This window comes from Streptococcus sp. 2741 (assembly GCF_013276315.1).
Classification (GTDB): domain Bacteria; phylum Bacillota; class Bacilli; order Lactobacillales; family Streptococcaceae; genus Streptococcus; species Streptococcus pseudopneumoniae.
In genome coordinates this window covers 26127-46188 of the sequence record NZ_VMKU01000034.1, presented here as the reverse complement: position 1 = coordinate 46188, position 20062 = coordinate 26127, and the positions used below count along the sequence as shown (strand labels likewise).

At 39.9% G+C, this 20062-nt stretch carries 18 protein-coding genes and 4 pseudogenes; 1 reads left to right on the top strand and 21 read right to left on the bottom strand.

Annotation, left to right across the window (positions count from 1 at the left end):
* Positions 1-169 precede the first annotated feature (169 nt).
* Complete coding sequence (locus HT671_RS04310; protein ID WP_023939680.1) at positions 170-2308, top strand: ATP-binding cassette domain-containing protein; 2139 nt, start codon at positions 170-172, stop codon at positions 2306-2308.
* Between the two features lie 273 nt (positions 2309-2581).
* On the opposite strand, the pseudogene HT671_RS04305 reads toward HT671_RS04310, so the two are convergent.
* From HT671_RS04305 to HT671_RS04210, 21 genes and pseudogenes are all read right to left on the bottom strand, one after another.
* Positions 2582-2728 (bottom strand): annotated as a pseudogene (locus tag HT671_RS04305) (transposase); the annotation flags it as partial.
* Positions 2720-2971, bottom strand: a pseudogene (locus tag HT671_RS04300) (phosphoribulokinase); the annotation flags it as partial. The pseudogenes HT671_RS04305 and HT671_RS04300, both read right to left, overlap by 9 nt.
* Positions 2968-3558, bottom strand: a complete 591-nt coding sequence (gene nrdG, locus HT671_RS04295) for an anaerobic ribonucleoside-triphosphate reductase activating protein (RefSeq protein ID WP_172923056.1) — start codon at positions 3556-3558, stop codon at positions 2968-2970. The gene nrdG and the pseudogene HT671_RS04300, both read right to left, overlap by 4 nt.
* Positions 3551-4057: pseudogene (locus HT671_RS04290) on the bottom strand (GNAT family N-acetyltransferase). Before HT671_RS04290 ends, nrdG begins: the two are co-directional and overlap by 8 nt.
* A gap of 43 nt (positions 4058-4100) precedes the next feature.
* Complete coding sequence (locus HT671_RS04285; protein ID WP_000521618.1) at positions 4101-4241, bottom strand: hypothetical protein; 141 nt, start codon at positions 4239-4241, stop codon at positions 4101-4103.
* Between the two features lie 11 nt (positions 4242-4252).
* The gene (gene nrdD, locus HT671_RS04280) at positions 4253-6460 is read right to left on the bottom strand and encodes an anaerobic ribonucleoside-triphosphate reductase (RefSeq protein WP_050207602.1); all 2208 of its coding nucleotides are present in this window, start codon (positions 6458-6460) and stop codon (positions 4253-4255) included.
* A gap of 119 nt (positions 6461-6579) precedes the next feature.
* Positions 6580-8118 carry a damage-inducible protein CinA gene (locus tag HT671_RS04275; RefSeq protein WP_050207603.1) on the bottom strand — a complete coding sequence of 513 codons (1539 nt, stop codon included), beginning with the start codon at positions 8116-8118 and terminating at the stop codon, positions 6580-6582.
* A gap of 255 nt (positions 8119-8373) precedes the next feature.
* Positions 8374-9906: a cardiolipin synthase gene (gene cls, locus HT671_RS04270; protein ID WP_000877323.1), complete on the bottom strand. Its 1533-nt coding sequence runs from the start codon at positions 9904-9906 to the stop codon at positions 8374-8376.
* Between the two features lie 145 nt (positions 9907-10051).
* A pseudogene (locus HT671_RS04265) lies at positions 10052-10516 on the bottom strand (SP_0198 family lipoprotein).
* An 83-nt stretch (positions 10517-10599) separates the two neighbouring features.
* A complete protein-coding gene (locus tag HT671_RS04260) occupies positions 10600-11850 on the bottom strand; it encodes a folylpolyglutamate synthase/dihydrofolate synthase family protein (RefSeq protein ID WP_172923055.1) in 1251 nt (416 codons plus the stop codon).
* 206 nt (positions 11851-12056) lie between these two features.
* Positions 12057-12362 carry a DUF1292 domain-containing protein gene (locus HT671_RS04255; protein WP_000017620.1) on the bottom strand — a complete coding sequence of 102 codons (306 nt, stop codon included), beginning with the start codon at positions 12360-12362 and terminating at the stop codon, positions 12057-12059.
* Positions 12363-12377: 15 nt separating this feature from the next.
* Positions 12378-12797: a Holliday junction resolvase RuvX gene (gene ruvX / locus HT671_RS04250; RefSeq protein ID WP_001808830.1), complete on the bottom strand. Its 420-nt coding sequence runs from the start codon at positions 12795-12797 to the stop codon at positions 12378-12380.
* Positions 12798-12800: 3 nt separating this feature from the next.
* The gene (locus HT671_RS04245; protein ID WP_000507059.1) at positions 12801-13067 is read right to left on the bottom strand and encodes an IreB family regulatory phosphoprotein; all 267 of its coding nucleotides are present in this window, start codon (positions 13065-13067) and stop codon (positions 12801-12803) included.
* Between the two features lie 86 nt (positions 13068-13153).
* Positions 13154-13723 carry an SP0191 family lipoprotein gene (locus HT671_RS04240; RefSeq protein ID WP_000725131.1) on the bottom strand — a complete coding sequence of 190 codons (570 nt, stop codon included), beginning with the start codon at positions 13721-13723 and terminating at the stop codon, positions 13154-13156.
* Between the two features lie 65 nt (positions 13724-13788).
* A complete protein-coding gene (spx, locus tag HT671_RS04235) occupies positions 13789-14187 on the bottom strand; it encodes a transcriptional regulator Spx (protein ID WP_054386250.1) in 399 nt (132 codons plus the stop codon).
* A 130-nt stretch (positions 14188-14317) separates the two neighbouring features.
* A complete protein-coding gene (locus HT671_RS04230; RefSeq protein ID WP_001042866.1) occupies positions 14318-15379 on the bottom strand; it encodes a Xaa-Pro peptidase family protein in 1062 nt (353 codons plus the stop codon).
* The gene (gene uvrA / locus HT671_RS04225) at positions 15372-18203 is read right to left on the bottom strand and encodes an excinuclease ABC subunit UvrA (RefSeq protein WP_050222805.1); all 2832 of its coding nucleotides are present in this window, start codon (positions 18201-18203) and stop codon (positions 15372-15374) included. Before uvrA ends, HT671_RS04230 begins: the two co-directional genes overlap by 8 nt.
* 332 nt (positions 18204-18535) lie before the next feature.
* Complete coding sequence (locus HT671_RS04220) at positions 18536-18925, bottom strand: type II toxin-antitoxin system HicB family antitoxin (protein WP_226372856.1); 390 nt, start codon at positions 18923-18925, stop codon at positions 18536-18538.
* A 62-nt stretch (positions 18926-18987) separates the two neighbouring features.
* Positions 18988-19173, bottom strand: coding sequence for a type II toxin-antitoxin system HicA family toxin (locus HT671_RS04215; RefSeq protein WP_023935892.1), 186 nt, complete (start codon positions 19171-19173; stop codon positions 18988-18990).
* Positions 19174-19391: 218 nt separating this feature from the next.
* Positions 19392-19523: a hypothetical protein gene (locus HT671_RS11885; RefSeq protein ID WP_258953688.1), complete on the bottom strand. Its 132-nt coding sequence runs from the start codon at positions 19521-19523 to the stop codon at positions 19392-19394.
* Between the two features lie 69 nt (positions 19524-19592).
* Positions 19593-19985 (bottom strand): transcriptional regulator, encoded by a 393-nt coding sequence (locus HT671_RS04210; protein WP_050222803.1) that lies wholly within the window; start codon positions 19983-19985, stop codon positions 19593-19595.
* Positions 19986-20062 lie beyond the last annotated feature (77 nt).

Sequence of the window (20062 nt, the reverse complement as noted above, 5' to 3'; positions counted from 1 at the left end):
AACTCAACTTTTATTTTTGGGAAAATATATTATATATCCATGGTGCTTAGTCAATTAAAAATAATAAAATCATACTGACATAAATTTGAACTATTTTAAAATTAACTAGTACCGTGATTCTACAGCAGGTTCTCATATTATTTTTAGATGTCATTGGAGAGTAAAAGGTATGTTGAAAATTTCAAATCTTGACAAAAAATATAAAGAAAAAATAGTTTTGAATTCAGTTACACTCAATATAGAAGACTCAAATAAAATTTATTCTTTAATAGGTGAAAGCGGAACAGGTAAATCAACATTGTTTAATATTTTATTTGGTTTAGATCAGGAGTATGAAGGAGAGTATACTTTATTCAAGCAAAACGCAAAAGAATATAGTTTGGATACATGGGCGCAGTTAAGAGAATCAAAGATAGGATTAGTTTTTCAAGATTATAAACTTTTGGAAGACTTTACTGTTTTTGAAAATTTAAAATTAGCAAGTAATGCACCGGATTCAGATATCGGAAGTATCATGAAAGAATTAGATATTTTTGATTTGAAATCTAAGTTTTGCTTTGAGTTAAGCGGAGGGCAAAAGCAGAGGGTAGCTCTTGCACGTGCAGCCATAAAAAAACCAAAGATTTTACTATTAGATGAACCTACAGGAAACTTAGATACTTCAACCAGCCAATTAGTTTTTAAATATCTACAAAAACTTAGAAATAGAGGGATTCTTATTTTCTATATCACTCATGATAGAGAGTTGGCTAATTTGGCAGATGTTGTATATGAGATAAAAGATAAAACAATTAAAGAAGTCAGGAGAACAGAGGAAAATATAAAGTTATCTGATAACTTCAACGAAAATACTCGAAAAATTCCCTTTAATTTTACTATAGATTATGTAAAATATAAGTCAATTCGAAATATGAAGAGGCAATTACTTCTAATAGTTCCTATGACTTTAATAATATCTATTTTTATACTAGGCTTTACTGCGTATCGTTCAGCTTCTTTACTTAGTTTTGAGAGTTTTTTTTCTGGAATAAGTGAAAGAGTCATAGTGGCATCTACTCAGCAACTCAATACAGATACAATAAAAGATTATAATGAAAATAATATACAAAGCCCTTATGATGGTAAGAGAATAGGTTTTTCGGATAAAGATAAACAACAAGTTGAATCCATTGATGGAATTGAGAAGGTAATTTTATTTAATCATGGTGTAAAATCTAATTATAACAATGCTTATAATAGTTTAAATTTAAATTTTTCTGAAAAAGATTTTTCTAGTAAAATAAGAAAGTTTAACTATGGCTGGAATAAAATTTCTTCACTTTCATTCAATTTCCAAAAACTCGATGTTCCTAAATACTTTATTTCAGATTATAATTCTGAGAATATAATCCTGTTATCAGGTGACTATCCAAAGGATGACAGTAATGAAGTTTTAGTACCAGATACTTTTATTTTGCAACATTTAAATACTGAAGACTATCAAAAAGTTCTTAGAAAAGAAATTGATTTGGAAACAGCAAATATATACTCTAAGGAAAAAAAGAATGATAAAGTAATAATTAGCGGTGTTTATCAAACATATTATCAAAATAGTTTGAAATCAAATTATCCAATTTACTCATCTTATTTTGAAGAATCTAATCTTGAATATTTTTTAAGTCAAGAATCATATGAGCATCACAAACAAATATTATCGTTGACTCCTGAAACATCAAAGGCTAGTAAAGACATTGTAGATAGTTATGAAAATTATGTAAATGCTGTAGGGACGAGCAAAGATGGATTGTTAATAAAAATAACTGGTGATGTAGAGACTATTTCTAAAAATCTGCAAAAACTATTTCCTAAGTATCGATTAGCTTCCAGATATGATATGAGGTCAGGAACTTTTAGTGATATTTATGGTAGCTTAGTGAGAATATTGATAGTTGGTTCGACTGTAATTTCTCTGGTCATAGGATTAGTAGTTGCATTTTTAAATAAGGGATATATAATCAATAGATCAAAAGAGTTAGCTATTTTATATAGCTTAGGGTATAAGAAAAAGTATATTTTTTCAATAATATTTTTTGACAATATATTAATTTTTCTTTTATCTTTCTTTAGTGCAGTGCTAATAACTACAGGATTAAATTTAGTTTATCTCAGTAAGACTGTGTACTTCTCCTATTTTTCATCGTTATCATCATTATCAAATATGGGATATATTTTTGCACTTGTTATATTGATGATGTTAGTATCGGATATATGGGGGTTGAACACTGTTAAACAAAGGCAACTCCGGAAATTTTTGAATAATCAATTTTAACAATGTTAATCAAGAGTTTATTACATCAAATTTTGTGAACACTCTTTGATTTTAGCTAAAATATCTCATTGTCATGGATATTGGGAGGCTTTAAGATATTAAAAGAGAGGGAATTGAACTCAGTAATATCATTAATTTAATGAGCTAACTATTTGAATAGAAGATATGATTGAAATCATCAAAGCGATTCTCTATCCTATCTTCTATTTTTTTGCATAACAAACAGAGGGGGGCACCCCATTTTTTGAGATTTATGTTACTCTATAGATATAGTTAATTGAAACAAGAGCAGGACAGAAGAGACTCGTAAAAGGTATTGCAACTTGGTAATACCTTTTTGAGGTGCTTTTTGATATGAGCCCATGTTTTCTCAATAGGATTGTACTCAGATGAGTAGGGAGGAAGAGGTAAAAGTTCATGCGCCACCGGCAGACAAGCTGTCACCTTTTGATTTGGTGCGTCCTTTGGCACTACCAGATGGCGTTCTGAGGTGATATAAGGATCTGTTTCTAGCAAATTTACTGTAGTAGAATCTAAAGCTTGGTACAATTCTTGAGCAAAGGTTGATTTACCCGAAGCTCCATGACCGTATATTCCCAGTGTCCTGACTTTCCCCGTCTCGATCTCTGAGACTAGTTGGTCTACTAAGTCTTTTTTCTTCATTCTCTCTTCACCTGTTCATAGCTTTCTTTTCCGTCATTGAGCTTGTCCCAAATCACTACTTGCCCACTTTTGAGCGATTTTTGCACATCGATAACTCGTTGGTTAGACGAACCTCGAAACTGGAGCATATGATTTCTCTTAGTTCGATCATATCGTCCATCGACAAGAATGTCAATCAGTGACAAGAGTTCCAGTTTATCTGGAGTTTCCAACATCATTTCTTCCCAAGTGTAGCCGGCCCAGAACCAGATGTCCTTGTCTGGCAATTCCTTCCGAATCCGCTTAGCAAGTGGCAAGAGAATCCCAGTATTAAGAAAAGGCTCCCCTCCCAGCAAGGTCAAGCCTTGAACATAAGGTTGAGCGAGATCTTCCATGATCTGTTCTTCTAATTCTGCTGTATAGGGAATTCCGGCATTGAAGGACCAGGTGGCAACATTATAACATCCCTCGCAATGAAACATGCAACCTGATACATAGAGAGAATTACGCACGCCTTCGCCATCCACAAAGTTAAAGGCCTTGTAGTCAATGATACGCCCTTGACTGAGTTCCTCGCTTTTCCATTCTTGTGGTTTTGGATTATTCATTCGCTACCTCTATCCAATAACGCTCCACACCATTACGAACGTCCTCAAGGAGCCCACCATTTGCTAAAATGACTGCTCTACTAGCAGAATTATTCACACTACAGGTCACCAGAGCTTTCTTGATATTCTTTTCCTTAGCAACTTTCAAGCCCTGACGGAGAGTCTCTTTTGCATAACCTTTGCCTCTTTCTGATGGACGGATGGAGTAGCCAATGTGGCCAGCATAATTCAGTAAACCCTCATTCAGTCTCAATCGCAGATTCAAAAATCCTAGAGTATGACCTGCATCATCAAATGATACAAATTGAATAGAAGGAACACGATTTTCAGGCAAGTTTATTCCCATTTCTTTTTGCATATTTGTTTCCAACCACTCTTCATACACAAAGTTCTCTGTATCTCAAAATCCGCCATCATGGGCTGATTGGCTCTTTTCAAACTCTGCCATCATCTCTAAAACTGTTTCTTTATCTGCTAATCTTGGTCTGCGTAATTCCATCCTTACCTCCCACTATGAGAAAAGCGAGAGCTGACTCTCACTTTTATTTCTTCTTATTCTTATTTAAAAATTGTTCTCTGAGGTTGAGCAAGCGTTCTTTCTTACCAGCTCCACCTTTAGAGTGTTTCTCGTGATAACGGGTCACTTGTGCACGCCCCTTATCGTCTAATTGATATTTTCCCATTTCATTTCTTTCTAATTGGTTACTTGGTGACCAGCTATTTTAATCGTTGAACCATTCATGTGTTTGACACGCGCTGCAATTTCCTTGTGACGCCCATTGACCATAGGTCTCGCTTGAGGATTACCTAAATAGCCACAAGTCCGTTTAACAACGTCTACTGTTTTAGGGTCGCTATTGCCACAGTTAGGACAAGCAAAGCCCCTCTCAGTTGGTTCAAAATCCCCTTCAAAGTCACACTTATAGCAACGGTCTATTGGAGTATTAGTCCCCAGATAACCCACACGGTCATAAGCATAATCCCAGACAGCTTCCAGAGCCTTAGGATTTTGCTGAAGGACTGGATACTCACAATAATGGATGAAACCACCTGACGCACCTGCTTCTGGATAGACTTTCTCAAAGTCTAATTTTTCAAACGGTGTTGGATTTTTACGAACATCGTAGTGGAAAGAGTTGGTGTAGTATTCCTTATCTGTAATATCAGGAATAGAACCAAACTTGTCTGTATCTAGTCGACAGAAACGGTCTGTCAAACTTTCAGACGGTGTTGAGTAGATAGAGAAATGGTAGCCATATTGGTCAGACCACTCTTCTACACGGCGTTTCATATCGCGAATGATGTCTAGCGTGAATTCCTTAGCATCTGGATTACTTTCCCAGCTGTTACCAAAGAAAACTGTCGCTACTTCATACAAGCCGATATAGCCCAGCGAAACGGTTGCCCGACGATTCTTAAAGAGCTGGTCAACACTTTCTTCTTTACCTAGACGATGGCCAAAAGCACCGTACTGATAAAGAATAGGAGCATTTGCCGGTGTCGCTTCCTTGGTTCGTTCGACACGGTAAACCAGGGCATCTTCTGCGATATTCATACGCTCGTTGAAGATTTCCCAGAACTTATTCATGTCGCCCTCAGACTCGAGGGCGATGCGAGGAAGATTGACCGTCACAACGCCTAAATTCATCCGACCTGAATTGACTTCTACACCATTTTCATCCTTCCACCCTTGAAGAAACGAACGGCAACCCATAGGCACCTTAAAAGAACCTGTCAAGTCGACAATCTTATCGTAAGACAAGACGTCTGGGTACATCCGCTTGGTTGCACACTCAAGAGCCAACTGCTTAATGTCGTAGTTGGGAGTTCTTTCTTCCAAGTTAAGACCTCTTTTAAGCGTAAAGATGAGCTTAGGAAAGATGGCTGTACGGTGTTCTGAACCAAGACCCTTGATACGAATGTTTAAAATAGCTTTTTGAATTTCACGCTCAAAACGGCTAGTTCCTAGACCAAAACCTAGCGAGGTAAAAGGTGTTTGGCCATTTGAAGTGAAGAGGGTGTTGATTTCATACTCAAGGGATTGCATAGCATCGTAGATGTCTTTTTGAGTTTTCTTCCAAGCGTAATCTTCCCGTTTTTCAGGCAAGACCCATTCTTCTGCATCTTTGAGGTGTTTTTGGTAGTTCTTCTCTGCATAAGGCGCCAAGACTTCATCGATACGGTCAGCTGAACAACCACCGTACTGGCTAGAAGCCACGTTGGCGATGATTTGGGAAATCTGAGCTGTTGCAGTCTGGATAGACTTGGGACTTTCTACCTCTGCATTTCCAATCTTAAAACCATTTTCCAACATCCCCTTGAAATCAATCAAACAGCAGTTGGTCATCGGTGTATAGGGACTGTAGTCCAAATCGTGATAGTGGATATCCCCCTTTTGGTGAGCATTGGCTACGTGCTTAGGAAGCATTTGGAGTCCAATCGACTTCCCAACAATCCCCGCAGTCAAATCACGTTGGGTGTTAAAAACATCGCTATCTTTATTGGCATTTTCATTGACAACTGCCTGATCTTTATTAAGAAGCTTATGAATACTAAAGTTGATATCTGTCGCTTTTGAGCGCTCAAAATCCCTCTGTGTCCGATAAGTGATATACTCCTCAGCCAGCGCATATTCTTTGGCTTCAAGGAGTTCATGTTCTACGATATTTTGAATTTCGTAAATCTTAACCCCCTGTGGAAAGCGACTATGAATTTCTGTGACAATTCGCTCAGTCAGAGCATTGAGGCGTTTTTCAACCAAGGGTGTCACATCCATAACCTTGTCTGCCGCCTTGTGGAGAGCCTTGTCAATCTTATCCACATCAAATACAACACGTCTCCCATCTCGTTTCTCGACGAAGAGAGTTGGCAAAATTGTAATTTTTTCTTCTAGTGCAATCATATGCATGCTCTTTTCTAAAATGTTCTTTCTAAAAAGTATTATACCACTCTAAAAAGAAAAATCAATATCTTGTGTTAAAAATCCTAAAATTTTTAAAAATACACAAGATATTGATTTTGTTATTTGATTTTATAGACTTTAAACTCTGAGTAATCAGTCTTTACTTGTTGGTAATTTTCTTTCAAGATTGTTTCTACTTCAGACCAGACTGGCACCTTGTCATTTACCACAATCACCTTAGGTTGTTTTTCTTTCAAGTCATTGAGTAGCTTATTCCGATTTTCCTCAGTTGCTGTATAGTGCACGGGAGACAAAATCGCCGATGGCGACAAGCGCTCACTCTTACGATAAAGAGTCGCAGTATCATCCCATGCATAGATAGCATCTTCCGTATTTGTCTCCTCTTTTACCAAATCAGCAAGACGATTACGTTCTTGATAAGGTACCGGATAAAGGACAAACCTCATCAAAAAGGGAACAGTCAAGAGATAGACAAGCCCTAAAACTGGCAGATATAGATTTCCTTTGAAGAAACGACTCCATAGACTAACTGGCGTTTCTCTTCGTCTTCGTCTAACACTACGCCCCCTCTGTTGACTCTTAATATTGGTTACCAATAAAAGTAGGAAAACAGGGAAGACGACCATCAAATAAGAAGCGTGCAGAGGCTCTTGTGAAAAGAAAAGCAAAATCAAACCTAAAATTGTCACAAGACTCGCAGGCACTGAGATGACATATAGTTTAGAGGGTTTGGATTGAAAGAGACCTAAAAAGATACAAACCACAAATCCCAAACCAAGGGACAACAAGCCATAAAAAGCTATATTCTCTAAAATTTTAGAAGTGAAATCAAAGCGAATACTGTCAATAGGATAACGAATACCACTAATGGCATCCCCAAAACTTCCTGTTGCAACACTATAGTAGGCAGTTGGATAAAAGACAAGTGAAAAACCTAAAGCCACTGCAAGAAACTGATAAAACCCATGCGCAAAGCGTCTATGCCCAAGGTTAAAGACCAACAAGCCTAAACTCACTACAGCAAGAAACAGGAGCGATGACAAGGGAGCAAAGAAAAATCCGCCTGCCAAAGCCAGCCCAATCCGTACAAAGCCCTTATCATGGCTTGGATTGCTTAGGTAAGCCGCAACTAAACTAAAGGCCGCGAATAAGAAGGGAAGCGCTAAAAGAGTCGCATATCCTCCACCAAAAGCAAGACCTGTAACTAGCATGTAAAAAATAGTCACCACTTGTCCAGCTTGCTCTCCTTGCTCTGTCAAGGTGTCCGCTGATCTAAAAAGGAAAAATCCTCCTGCTACCAAGGCTAACCACTCAAAGATGGCAAAGAAAAATCCGCCCTGAGTCACGTAAGTCAGCAAATAATAAAGCAAACCTTGACTTCCATAATAGTCGCTGTAAATCTTCCCTGTCTGATGAAGCGCCCAACCTGCATAAAAATCCTGCACTTCCTGTGCACTCATTAAATCGAGTAATAGCGGTACTCCTAGAGTTATTCCTGTTACAAGCGTACTCCATAGTAAAATTTTCACCAAAGGAAGACGACTTGATTCACGATGATGCAATTCTTGTTTGATTTGGTATTCTAGAGGTTCACGATTCTCCTGATGAACTTCTTCTACTCTACCATACACACTCATATCGTTTCTCCTATTCAATTTATCTGTCTTAGTATATCAAAAAGTCCTAGGATTGTCAGCTTACGATGGCTGTTTAAGTGATTTTTTACATAGTTTCACAAAGGTTTCAATTTCCCGAAAACGGTGTAAATGTGTCTGTTTGAATGTCAGGATATAATCCAATTCTTTCTGAGTCAGCATCGTCCCTCCCTATATCTTTCTATTCGTAAAAAGCAAGAAAAAGAGGACTGGTTTGTGTCCTCAGTCCTAGACTTCTTATAAGATTGGAGCGAATAACTGGGCGATTTCTTTTACAAGTTTTTGATACCAGCTCGTTTTGATAGAATGGGGATAAACTTCCTGAGAATCTGCAAATATATTTTGAAAATCTCGGGCTATTTCCATTATAGAAGGAGTTTTATAGAGTAAGACTGCATTTTCATAATGGTGTACCAAGCTCCGGTAGTCGAGATTGATTGTCCCCACCACCGCAAAATCTTCGTCTACCAACATCTGCTTACTATGAATAAAACCTGGACTATACTCATAAATTCGAACACCAGCAGAAAGAAGGTCTGGATAAGCGCCTCTTGTGACTAACTGAATGAACTTCTTATCTGGTATGTAAGGGGTGACAATCCGAACATCGACCCCTCTCATAGCAGCATTTTTGATTGTCTCCGTTAAATCATAGTCTATGATCAAATAAGGTGTCGTAATATAGACCGATTCCGTTGCTTGATTGATCAAACTCTGATAAACCTTTTTCCCTACCTGCGTTCGAAAAATTGGCTTGGGTCCACTTCCGTATGGAATGGTTAAACCGTCACTTGGGATAGAATGATTTTCTAAATGATATTGATCAAAATCACTAATCTCTCCTCGATTGATGTACCAAGTGGTTAAAAACAAGCGTGTTAGGGCTTTTACTGCTAGTCCGTCTAAGCGAATTCCACTATCCTTCCAATAACCAAATCTCTCGACATGGTTAATGTACTCATCGGCTAAGTTAATGCCTCCTGTATAAGCTATCTGACCATCAATAATCAATATTTTTCTATGATCTCTGTTATTATAGGCCACTGTCAAACGAGGAATAACTTTATTGAATTTATGGGCCTCGATGCCCAGCTGACGAAGTCGATGTGCATAATCTCCTGTTAAAGTAGCCATACAGCCAATATCGTCATAGAGCAGTTTAACTTCAATGCCTTGAGCAACTTTTTGCTCCAAGATTTCTAAAATACGATTCCACATCAAACCTTCTTCTATAATGTAATATTCCAAGAAGATAAATTTCTCAGCCTTTTTGAGATCTTCTACCATCTTTTTCCACATAGCTTCTCCGTTAGAAAAAAATGTAGAGGCAGTTTGATCATAGACATCAGCATTGGTATCCATACTCAATAAGGACTTGATGACACCATATGCCGCCTTGTCACTTTCTTTTAATTCCTCTTTTAGTAGCTGGCTATTTGCTTCTTGGAAATGCATGGAGCCTAGCTTCTTCAGTTGTTTGATTTCTTTTTTGGACAATCGCCTCTCACCAAACATCAGATAGAGCAAGGGGCCAAATACTGGCACAAAGGCTACTAACAACCAGGTTACCTTATTCTCAGGAGTCGTATTACGGTTGACTATCGAAATGATTGTGATGATACTCAGTAGAATGAGGACAGTAATCCATAAAATGGGAGCCATGCGTCCTAAATAAAGAAAGATACCAAAAACAAGACAAAGTTCAAGTAGCATAATCGAAAGACTAAAGCCATACTTGGACATCAATAATTGAAATTTTCTATATTTCATATCCCCTCCTTGATATTTTGAATGCTAAAAACAAGTAATTGATACTAGTATAACCCAGGTATTCGATAGAAGGCAAGTATTTATGATTATTTTCTAGGTAAAAGTAAAAAGGCTGAAAAATCCAGCCCTTCCTACTTGCATAGTCTTATTTAGTTAAAACGATTTGGTCCGATGGGTCTCTATCCATATCGTCTACGACGATTTGATTACCGTTTACAGTGTAAATTTTGACATCATCGCCAATAATCATGCGTTGATTTGCTGCATCAAATGTGACCTGTTTGACTTTCTGATCCCCGTCAGATTCGAGCTCAGTCCATGTACCAGTCGTTCCAGTGACCACTAAAGTGATACGGTCTCCGTCATCTTGGCCTGTATAAGTCCCATCAATATCAGTCGGTTGAGCCTCAGGTGCATTTTATGAAGAACTTGTTGCTACCTGGTTTGTATTTTCTGTAGACGATGAAGCAGTAGGTTGTGATTGCTGAGTTTGTTGTGTTTGCGCTTGAGCTGCTGGTTGTTGAATCTGTTGAGCTCTTTGTGAACAAGCTACTAAGAGACTAAGACTTGCTAGAGAAGCAAGAGAACGTGTGAATCTTGTTAATTTCATGATGGATTTCCTTTCTGCTACCAATTTAGAGAAATTTTCTCTAACCAGCAATTCCCCTAGTATAACAAGTTCAAAAAAGGTGGTCAATTTATCTGTTCATGCCCCAGCAGGTAGCTCCGTACTTCTGAGATAAAATAGAGAGACCCTGTAATGAATAACAAGTCCTGCGTATCGGCTTTTTCTTCGAAACTGCTGATAAATTCTCGGTAAGAAGAAACTATATCGTAACCTGTTACATCTGTCTCATCCAAAGAACCTTGATAGTCAAAGCCAGTCACCTTGAGTTCCACCTGAGGTAAATTTTCAGTCAGATAACCCAACATCCCTTGATAATCCTTCCGTTTCAAGGCTCCAAATAGGATTTGAGGACGATAGGCTTCCTGCTCTTTTTCTTTGATAAACTCAACCAAGCGAGTCAAGGCAGGGAGGTTATGAGCACCATCCAAGTAAATCTGTGGGCGAATACGCTCCAAACGTCCAGCCCAATGGGTCTTCTCCAAAGCCTGTCTTACAACCTGCTCATAAACAACTTCCTTTCCTTCTCCCATAAAGAGAAGAAATGCTTGCAACGCCAAGGCCGCATTTTCCTGCTGATAAGCTCCTTCTAAGCCTATGTTCAGCTGTGAAAGATTTAGTAAAGAGCTTGAAAAATTACCATTCAGCATTGAAAAATCTTGACCTGCCTGATAAAGATCAACAGCTAAAGAGTCTGCTTTTTTCTGACAGACAAGCCTAGCTTCTGGAGGCAATTTCGCAATCACTGCCTTCTTACCAGCCTTGAAAATACCAGCTTTCTGCTCTGCGATTGCTTCCAGACTATCACCCAAGGTTTCCTGATGGTCAAGCCCAATGGAGGTGATAACAGCAAGCTCTCCAGTTACCACATTGGTCGTGTCAAGTAAGCCGCCAATTCCCACTTCTAGTAAAACCAAATCCACTTCTTGCTCTCTAAAATAAAGAAAAGCAATCAAGGTCAGCAGTTCAAAAAAGGACAACTGATCATGGGTTTGCAGAAGCGTTTTCTCCATCTCCTTGACCTGCTCAGCCAAACGGATAAAGTCTGTGTCTTCTATAGATTGCCCATTAATGCAGATTCGATCATTGATAGAGACGATATGAGGGGAGGTAAAGGTCGCGACTTTTTTGCCATGCCCCATAAATAACTCCCTCATAAAAGCAATGGTAGATCCTTTCCCATTAGTCCCTGTTACATGGATAATAGGATAAGACTTCTCTGGATTCCCTAACAAATCCACCGCTTGCTGTATTCGGCCTAAACCTGATCGAAAATTCAAACCAATCCGACTATAAAGCCATTCTCCTACTTCAAACATACACATCTCCTTGACAAAAGTCTAATCAATTATCTAGCAAAATTCCGTAGATAACAAAAAATGAGGTCAGGATTTTCGTCCCGACCTCTCACCTGGTTAGCTAATCACTAACAACTATGAATATTAACTTGGGCTAAAACATCCACAGGACGTTCCAACTCTTCCCCATTTCTGGGAGTTGGGCTGATACAGTCTCCCAGACTGTATCACTCCTCCATAAAACTATTAAAGACTTCTTCAATCATGTTCCATTCGTCTTCTGAGTCTTCTGGGATTGGTTGCAATTCGCCTTCTGTTCCATCTTCGTTTTCGATGAATGAGTAAGCTTGGATTTCAACTTGTCCGTCTTCGTCTTCTTCTGCGTTAACTGGTACTAGAAGAACATAGTTTTTACCAAATTCTTCTTTTCCATCAATTGTCAAAAGGATTTCAAACAAGGTTTCATTTCCTTGCTCATCTACTAGTGTGATTAGTTCACGTTCTTCGTGGTCGTGGTTATGATCGTGTGACATATCCTCTCCTTTATATTAAAATTTTCTATCTAAATAATTTTGTAAAATCAGCTGAGCTGCTAACTTATCAATGACTTTCTTGCGCTTATTGCGACTGATATCTGCTTGTTCAATCAACATACGCTCAGCAGCCACTGTTGTCAAGCGTTCATCCTGATAGTCTACTGGTAAACCAAAAAACTCTTCTAGCTTTGCTCCGTAGGCTTGACTAGCTTCTACGCGCGGTCCGCTTGTATTGTTCATGTTTTTAGGCAGGCCCACTACAAATCGTTCCACCTTGTAAGTATCAACCAGCTCCTTAACGCGGTCAAAACCAAATTGGCCTTGCTCCTCATTGATTTGGATGATTTCAAGCCCTTGAGCTGTAAAACCGAGCGGGTCGCTAATAGCCACCCCTACCGTTTTTGAACCGACGTCCAATCCCATAATTCTCATAGGTTACAGATCGACTCCTTGTCCTTTAAGGTAGTAGCGAACCAATTCCTCAACGATTTCATCACGCTCATACTTACGGATTTGATTTCGTGCATTATTATAACGAGGAACGTAGGCAGGGTCTCCACTCAATACGTAACCTACAATTTGGTTAATTGGGTTGTAGCCCTTATCGTTCAACGAAGCATAGACATCAGTCAAAGTTTCGCTAATTTCTTTTTTATTGGAATCGTCCAATTTAAAACGTACTGTTTCTTCAGTAAATCCCATTCTAACACCCTCTTTCCTTAGAATAGTACCATTATAGCATAATTCCTTACGTTCTACAATTCAGGCAGTTTATTTATTTGGATTTTCTATTGTTCTGTCGCACCATTTGCCAATCTGTCTGAAATATATTTGCTTGGTTCATTCTTCAAAAGATTTTCTAAGCCAATATTCTTCAAATATTCTAACTGAGAAGCTTTCTTGACATCCAAAACTTGAAAATCAAAACCAGTCGTTGTTTGAAGTTCTGTTGCACTCAATAGTTTTGTTTCAAGCTTAAATCCTGCTAATTTACGAGCTTCTATGATGGAGTCGTCTTTCTCTTCCGCCTCGAGAAGAGCTTTTTGAGTTTCCTCCACTCCATGTTGGTCAATGTAGGTCTTCAGCTCATCTGAGACTGGACGCTTTTGTTGGATAGTTAGACTCAAAAAAATCTTGTCTTTGTAAGTAATGGTTTGGGTCTGCTGGCTACCATCATCTGACTTGGGCAAGACCAAAGTCTTGGTTACAACTGTATTCTTCTCAGCATTTTCAATAACTGGCAATGCCGACTGAAGCGTATCTTTTTCTGTTTTTGTAGCTGGTCCAGTTTCTTTTTTCTGTCCGCAACCAACCAGGACAAAAAGGAAAGCTAGACTAACAAGAACTATTTTTTTCATTTCTTTCTTCTTTCTTTTTGAAATTAAAATAGAATAAGACTGGGAATTGCTCCCAGCCTTGATGTTTATAGAGCTGCACGCAAACGTGCTTCTGCATTTTCTACATTACGGACAGAGCGTGGTAGGAAGGCACGAATATCGTCTTCCTTATAGCCAACTTGCAGGCGTTTTTCATCTACAAGGATTGGGCTCTTTAAAATTCTAGGTGTTTCCATAATCAGATTGAGGACTTCGTTAACACTCAAATCTTCAATATCCACTCCAAGGGCTTTGGCATAGCGATTTTTAGATGAGACGATACTGGCTATTCCGTTATCTGTTTTGGTTAGAATATCCAGTAATTCTTCTCGCGTAATTCCTTCTTTACCAAGGTTTTGTTCTTTATAACTTAACTGGTGGGCATTAAGCCAGATTTTTGCTTTTTTACAGCTAGTACAACTTGAGACTGTATAAATTTTAATCATGTACCTACCCCTTTCGCTACATGTTACTATAAGTTTAGTCTATTATACCATAAAAAACATCCGACTTGCGACCTATTTTTAATTTTTTTTGACTTTTTTCGTCATTTTCGTACTTTTTCTTGACAAACAACTAAATGACTATCAACTCTTTTGGAGCTAGGGTCAATAATTCACAACCTGTCTCTGTAATCAGGATATCATCCTCGATACGAACGCCATATTTGCCTTCGATATAGATACCTGGTTCATCGGTCAAGGTCATACCTGTCTTAATAGTTTCTGTAGAAGTCTGGCTAAAGTAGGGTTCCTCATGGATATCCAGACCAATACCGTGGCCAATGCCGTGAGTAAAGTAGTCGCCATAACCTGCCTCAATGATAATATCACGAGGGATTTTGTCAAAGTCACGGAAACCTAAGCCTGCCTTAGCTTGGTCAATCAAGGCTTGGTTAGCTTTTAGAACCGTATTGTAAATCTCTGCCTGCTCATCGCTAACATGCCCTAGATAGATAGTCCGGGTCATATCACTGACATAGTGGTCATAGAGACAGCCGAAGTCCATGGTAATGGCTTCTCCCAACTCCACTGGTTTGTGCATTGGATGGGCATGGGGTTTAGAAGAATTGATACCGCTAGCTAGGATCGTATCAAAAGATAAGCCAGATGCTCCCAACTCACGCATGCGGAAGTCAAGGAAGTTGGCAATCTCAATTTCAGTTTTTCCTGGTTTGATAAAGTCAAGCGCATCGCGGAAAGCTTGGTCTGAGATAGAACAAGCCTTGCGAATCGCTGCAATCTCTGCCTCATCCTTAATCATACGAAGACCTTCCACAAACTGAGTTTGTGGAAGCAAGTCCAAACCTGCAAAAGCTGCCTGCATACGGTGGTAATAAGACACTGAAATCTCATCTTCAAAACCGATACGAGTCAAGCCCATGTCCTTAACAATTCCTGCAATGACAGCCAATTCATCACGACCAGCCACAATCTCAAAACCACTGGTTTCTTGCTTAGCTGCGATGATATAGCGAGAGTCTGTCACTAAGACCTGACGGTCACGGCTGATAAAGACTGTTCCGTTTGAGCCCCAAAAACCAGTCAGGTAATAGACGTTTTTAAGGTTATTGATGATGATACCATCTAGTTCTTTTTCTTGCATTTTAGCTAGAAATGCTTGTACACGTTTATTCATGATGTAACTTTCCTTTCAAATACTGTCCTGTGTAGCTGGCTTCATTGGTCGCTACTTCTTCTGGAGTTCCTGTTGCGATGATGGTTCCACCACCGACACCGCCCTCAGGTCCCAAGTCAATAATATGGTCTGCAGTCTTAATAACATCCAGATTGTGCTCAATAACAAGGACTGTATTACCGTCGTCTACAAAGCGAGCTAAAACCTTAAGCAAGCGAGCAATATCCTCGGTATGAAGACCTGTCGTCGGCTCATCCAGAATATAGAAAGATTTTCCTGTCGATCGTTTGTGAAGTTCACTAGCCAACTTCATACGCTGGGCTTCTCCTCCAGAAAGGGTGGTAGCTGGTTGCCCTAGCGTCACATATCCCAGTCCCACATCCTTGATGGTCTGAAGTTTGCGCTGAATCTTTGGAATGTGTTGGAAGAATTCTACCGCATCGTTGACGGTCATATCCAAGACCTGCGAGATATTTTTTTCCTTGTAGTGGACTTCTAGGGTTTCACTGTTGTAACGGGTTCCGTGGCAAACTTCACAAGCCACATAAACATCTGGCAAGAAGTGCATCTCAATCTTGATGATTCCATCGCCTGAACAGGCTTCACAGCGACCACCCTTGACGTTGAAACTGAAACGACCCTTCTTGTAGCCTCGAATCTTGGCTTCGTTTGTCTGGGCAAAAAGGTCACGTATATCGTCAAAAACTCCTGTATAGGTAGCAGGGTTAGACCTTGGCGTTCGTCCGATAGGGCTCTGGTCAATGTCAATCAATCGGTCTACATGCTCAATCCCTGTAATAGTCTTAAATTTACCAGGCTTGTCTGAATTACGGTTGAGCTTCTGGGCAATGGCTTTTTTGAGGATGCTGTTGATCAAGGTAGACTTGCCTGAGCCCGACACCCCTGTCACTGCGATGAATTTTCCTAGTGGGAAGCGAGCAGTAACATTTTGCAAGTTGTTCTCTCGCGCTCCTGTCACTTCGATAAAACGACCATTTCCGACACGTCGCTCTTCTGGTACTGGAATGGCACGTTTGCCTGACAAGTACTGGCCTGTGATAGACTTACTGTTGCGAGCCACCTGTTTGGGCGTACCTGCGGCAACAATCTCCCCACCAAAAACACCGGCACCGGGACCAACGTCAATCAGATAATCAGCCTCACGCATGGTATCTTCGTCGTGTTCCACCACGATGAGAGTATTGCCCAAGTCACGCATCTTTTTGAGACTGGCAATGAGACGGTCATTATCCCTCTGGTGGAGACCGATTGACGGCTCATCCAATATATAGAGGACGCCTGATAGGTTAGAACCAATCTGGGTTGCCAAGCGAATACGCTGGCTTTCCCCACCTGAAAGAGTTCCTGCTGAACGTGACAGAGTCAGATAGTTAAGACCCACATTATTAAGGAAGGTCAAACGATCCTTGATTTCCTTGAGAATGGGACGAGCAATGATGGCTTCATTTTCAGACAAGGTCAGCTGGCTCACCAAGTCCAAGTGGTCAGCGATAGACAGGTCTGAGATTTCTCCAATATGTGGCCCTTGCTGGCCGCCCACACGGACAGACAAGGCCTGGTCATTGAGACGATAGCCTTGACAGGTTCCGCAGGTCAGCTCATTCATGTAGAGACGCATCTGAGTGCGAGTGTAATCGCTATTGGTTTCATGGTAACGACGTTTGATATTATTGATAACTCCCTCAAACGGAATGTCGATATCGCGCACGCCACCAAATTCATTCTCATAGTGGAAATGGAATTCCTTGCCATCTGAGCCGTATAGAATCAAGTTTTTATCTTCTTCTGACAAGTCCTCAAAAGGCTTATCCATATCCACTCCAAAGGTCGTCATAGCCTGCTCTAGCATGTTTGGATAGTAGTTGGATGAGATAGGATTCCAAGGTGCTAGCGCTCCCTCACGTAAGGTCTTGCTGGCGTCTGGCACTACCAAATCAGTATCCACCTCCAACTTGATGCCCAAACCGTCACACTCACTACAAGAGCCAAAAGGAGCATTGAAGGAGAAGAGACGTGGCTCTAACTCTGGAACAGTAAATCCACAAACTGGGCAGGCATAATGCTCAGAGAAGAGCAACTCCGAATCGTCCATAGTGTCGATAATGACATAGCCTTCTGCGATACGAAGGGCAGCCTCAATGGAATCAAAGAGACGACTACGAATGCCCTCCTTGATGACAATACGGTCAACCACGACATCGATATTGTGTTGCTTGCTCTTGGACAAGTCTGGCACTTCGGTCACATCATAGACTTCCCCATCCACACGGACACGGACATACCCATCTTTCTGAACCTTCTCGATAACACTCTTATGTTGACCTTTTTTCTTGCGGATGACAGGGGCCAAAATCTGCAAGCGCTGGCGTTCAGGTAACTCCAAAACCTTATCAACGATTTGCTCCACCGAAGAAGCCTTGATAGCTCCATGCCCCTTGATACAGTAAGGCGTCCCCACACGTGCGTAGAGAAGACGCAGATAGTCATTGATTTCAGTCGTTGTTCCCACCGTCGAACGAGGGTTTTTGCTAGTCGTTTTCTGGTCGATGGAAATAGCTGGGCTGAGACCATCAATAGCATCTACATCTGGTTTTTCCATATTTCCCAAGAACTGACGAGCGTAGGCGGACAAACTCTCTACATAGCGACGTTGTCCCTCCGCATAGAGGGTATCAAAAGCCAGACTGGACTTCCCTGAACCTGACAAGCCAGTCACGACAACCAACTTGTCTCGCGGAATCTCCACATCAATATTTTTTAAATTATGGGCACGCGCCCCATGAATGACAATTTTATCTTGCATCTTTGTTCTTTCTAGTCCATTATTGCTTACCATTATACCAAAAAAAGTGAGATTCTATTACCCAAAAGGCCGATTTTGTAGTATAATAAAAAACTTCTTATTTTATGTTTCCTTAGGGCTCCCTAACCCTTATATCACGCGCTTTTAAACAAAAAATACTAATATTACTTTTTACTACTTGCTCCCCCAAAGTACGCAAAAAGGGGAGCAAAAAAAGCCCCACAAAAGGGCTAAGATTTGACGAGTTCAGCAGGCAAGAAACTAGCACGGTCAAACGTGCTTTTTTTATCGCTGATAGGTATATTATACCATGAAGTACGTACTTTATGACGTTATACCTGTAATTCTTCCCTGATTGCTTTTTGTAGCAGCTGACTGAAATTGATTTTATTTTCTTTACCAACTTCAACCAACCAACTAGGGAGGGTTACAGTTTTATTGACAACCTTAGAACGTTCGCGCTCTCTAACTAGTTCCGTATCTACTGAGATAGCTTGCAGAATATCCTCATCACTGCCAAGTTGACTAGCCAAAGCCTTAAAACTAGAAGGTTCTGGGAATTCTTTACCTTCATCTTCAAACATGATTGTATAGATTTCTAGCACCTCACGGGCGTTATAAATTGCCTCGTTTAAGGTGTCAGCCTCGCTAATTGCTCCTTGAAAATCGGGGAATGTGATTGTATAACCGCCGTTTTCTTTATCCACTTCAAATAGTGCCAAGTAGGTGTATTTCATAATCTGATAATAACCAATGACCGCCCCAATATAGGGGAGGGAGTTTTTTACTCCCCTTCCAGTACTTTCAAAATCTTGCCAAGTGTTCCAGGTCTATAGTCGTTTTCTTTTGGTTTAGGTATCGTTACCGTTCTTCCGTCTGGATGCTTCCAAACTTCATGCGAACCTTTACCAAAAGCTGTTTTGATAAACCCTTTTTTCTTAGCAAGTTTCTTTAGTTCTCTTTCGGTCATCGATTTCTCCTTTCCGTATCTTTAATTATATTATACACTTGTTTAAAACACTTATCAACATATAACACGTATTTTTACACTTGTTTTTCATAACCTCACAAAAGCCCCCAGATTCGTTTCTGAGGGCTTCTAGTTTATCCATGGTGTTTTAGTTGTCCAGTACGAAACAAAGCAAAATAGGGGGCGAATATGAAGCCTACGCCTACATTTGCCAACATTTATGCTTCTAACTCTTGTGGTAAGGTTAAATCTAAACCATCAAGGTCAAAATCTATGTTTAAATCGATGTCTATATCCATGTTTAAATCTATCTCCATATCCTCTAATTGGATATTCTCCAAATCAATCAAAAAAATCTTCAATCATGTCATCCCCCCTCACTTAAATCTCAACATTTCTCAACAAAACACCACCGACGCCTACTTATATGCTTCTAGCTCTCCGTTCTGGTGGATTCTCGCAAAGTTTAAGACGGCTATCTGTTTATATCGGTGGTAGCTAGTGGAGCTAGTACCTGCCATTTCTACGCATTCGCTCATAGTTTTCTTTCTCATATAGCAATAATGGATAATAAAGTATTTTCTGGCTCGCTTGTTCTCTATGCTGTTGATGTCATGGGCGAATATTTCCAACCCCTCACAGATTGCCTTTTCATGCTTGCTAGTCAAATTCCACTGGTCAGGTAAGACAAGTTTCCAAGCCTCTTCATCTATTGTAACTTGGTTTTCACTTCCTGCCATTCTCTGGAAACGTAGAAAGTAAGTCATCCGCTCTCTCACTTTCATCATCGTTTTAAACTTATCCAGCTCCATTAGTTCGCTCCTTTGTGGTATAATTAGTCTAAAGAGAAGTGAGGTAGAGATGATAGTGTCGCTACGCAACTTCATAG

Bases quoted from the DNA above. Each gene is read 5' to 3' on its own strand.
- HT671_RS04310 (WP_023939680.1), top strand. From the start codon at position 170: ATGTTGAAAATTTCAAATCTTGACAAAAAATATAAAGAAAAAATAGTT.
- nrdG (WP_172923056.1), bottom strand. From the start codon at position 3,558: ATGAATAATCCAAAACCACAAGAATGGAAAAGCGAGGAACTCAGTCAA.
- HT671_RS04285 (WP_000521618.1), bottom strand. From the start codon at position 4,241: ATGGGAAAATATCAATTAGACGATAAGGGGCGTGCACAAGTGACCCGT.
- nrdD (WP_050207602.1), bottom strand. From the start codon at position 6,460: ATGATTGCACTAGAAGAAAAAATTACAATTTTGCCAACTCTCTTCGTC.
- HT671_RS04275 (WP_050207603.1), bottom strand. From the start codon at position 8,118: ATGAGTGTGTATGGTAGAGTAGAAGAAGTTCATCAGGAGAATCGTGAA.
- cls (WP_000877323.1), bottom strand. From the start codon at position 9,906: ATGAAATATAGAAAATTTCAATTATTGATGTCCAAGTATGGCTTTAGT.
- HT671_RS04260 (WP_172923055.1), bottom strand. From the start codon at position 11,850: ATGTTTGAAGTAGGAGAATGGCTTTATAGTCGGATTGGTTTGAATTTT.
- HT671_RS04255 (WP_000017620.1), bottom strand. From the start codon at position 12,362: ATGTCACACGATCATAACCACGACCACGAAGAACGTGAACTAATCACA.
- ruvX (WP_001808830.1), bottom strand. From the start codon at position 12,797: ATGAGAATTATGGGATTGGACGTCGGTTCAAAAACGGTAGGGGTGGCT.
- HT671_RS04245 (WP_000507059.1), bottom strand. From the start codon at position 13,067: ATGGGATTTACTGAAGAAACAGTACGTTTTAAATTGGACGATTCCAAT.
- HT671_RS04240 (WP_000725131.1), bottom strand. From the start codon at position 13,723: ATGAAAAAAATAGTTCTTGTTAGTCTAGCTTTCCTTTTTGTCCTGGTT.
- spx (WP_054386250.1), bottom strand. From the start codon at position 14,187: ATGATTAAAATTTATACAGTCTCAAGTTGTACTAGCTGTAAAAAAGCA.
- HT671_RS04230 (WP_001042866.1), bottom strand. From the start codon at position 15,379: ATGAATAAACGTGTACAAGCATTTCTAGCTAAAATGCAAGAAAAAGAA.
- uvrA (WP_050222805.1), bottom strand. From the start codon at position 18,203: ATGCAAGATAAAATTGTCATTCATGGGGCGCGTGCCCATAATTTAAAA.
- HT671_RS04215 (WP_023935892.1), bottom strand. From the start codon at position 19,173: ATGACCGAAAGAGAACTAAAGAAACTTGCTAAGAAAAAAGGGTTTATC.
- HT671_RS04210 (WP_050222803.1), bottom strand. From the start codon at position 19,985: ATGGAGCTGGATAAGTTTAAAACGATGATGAAAGTGAGAGAGCGGATG.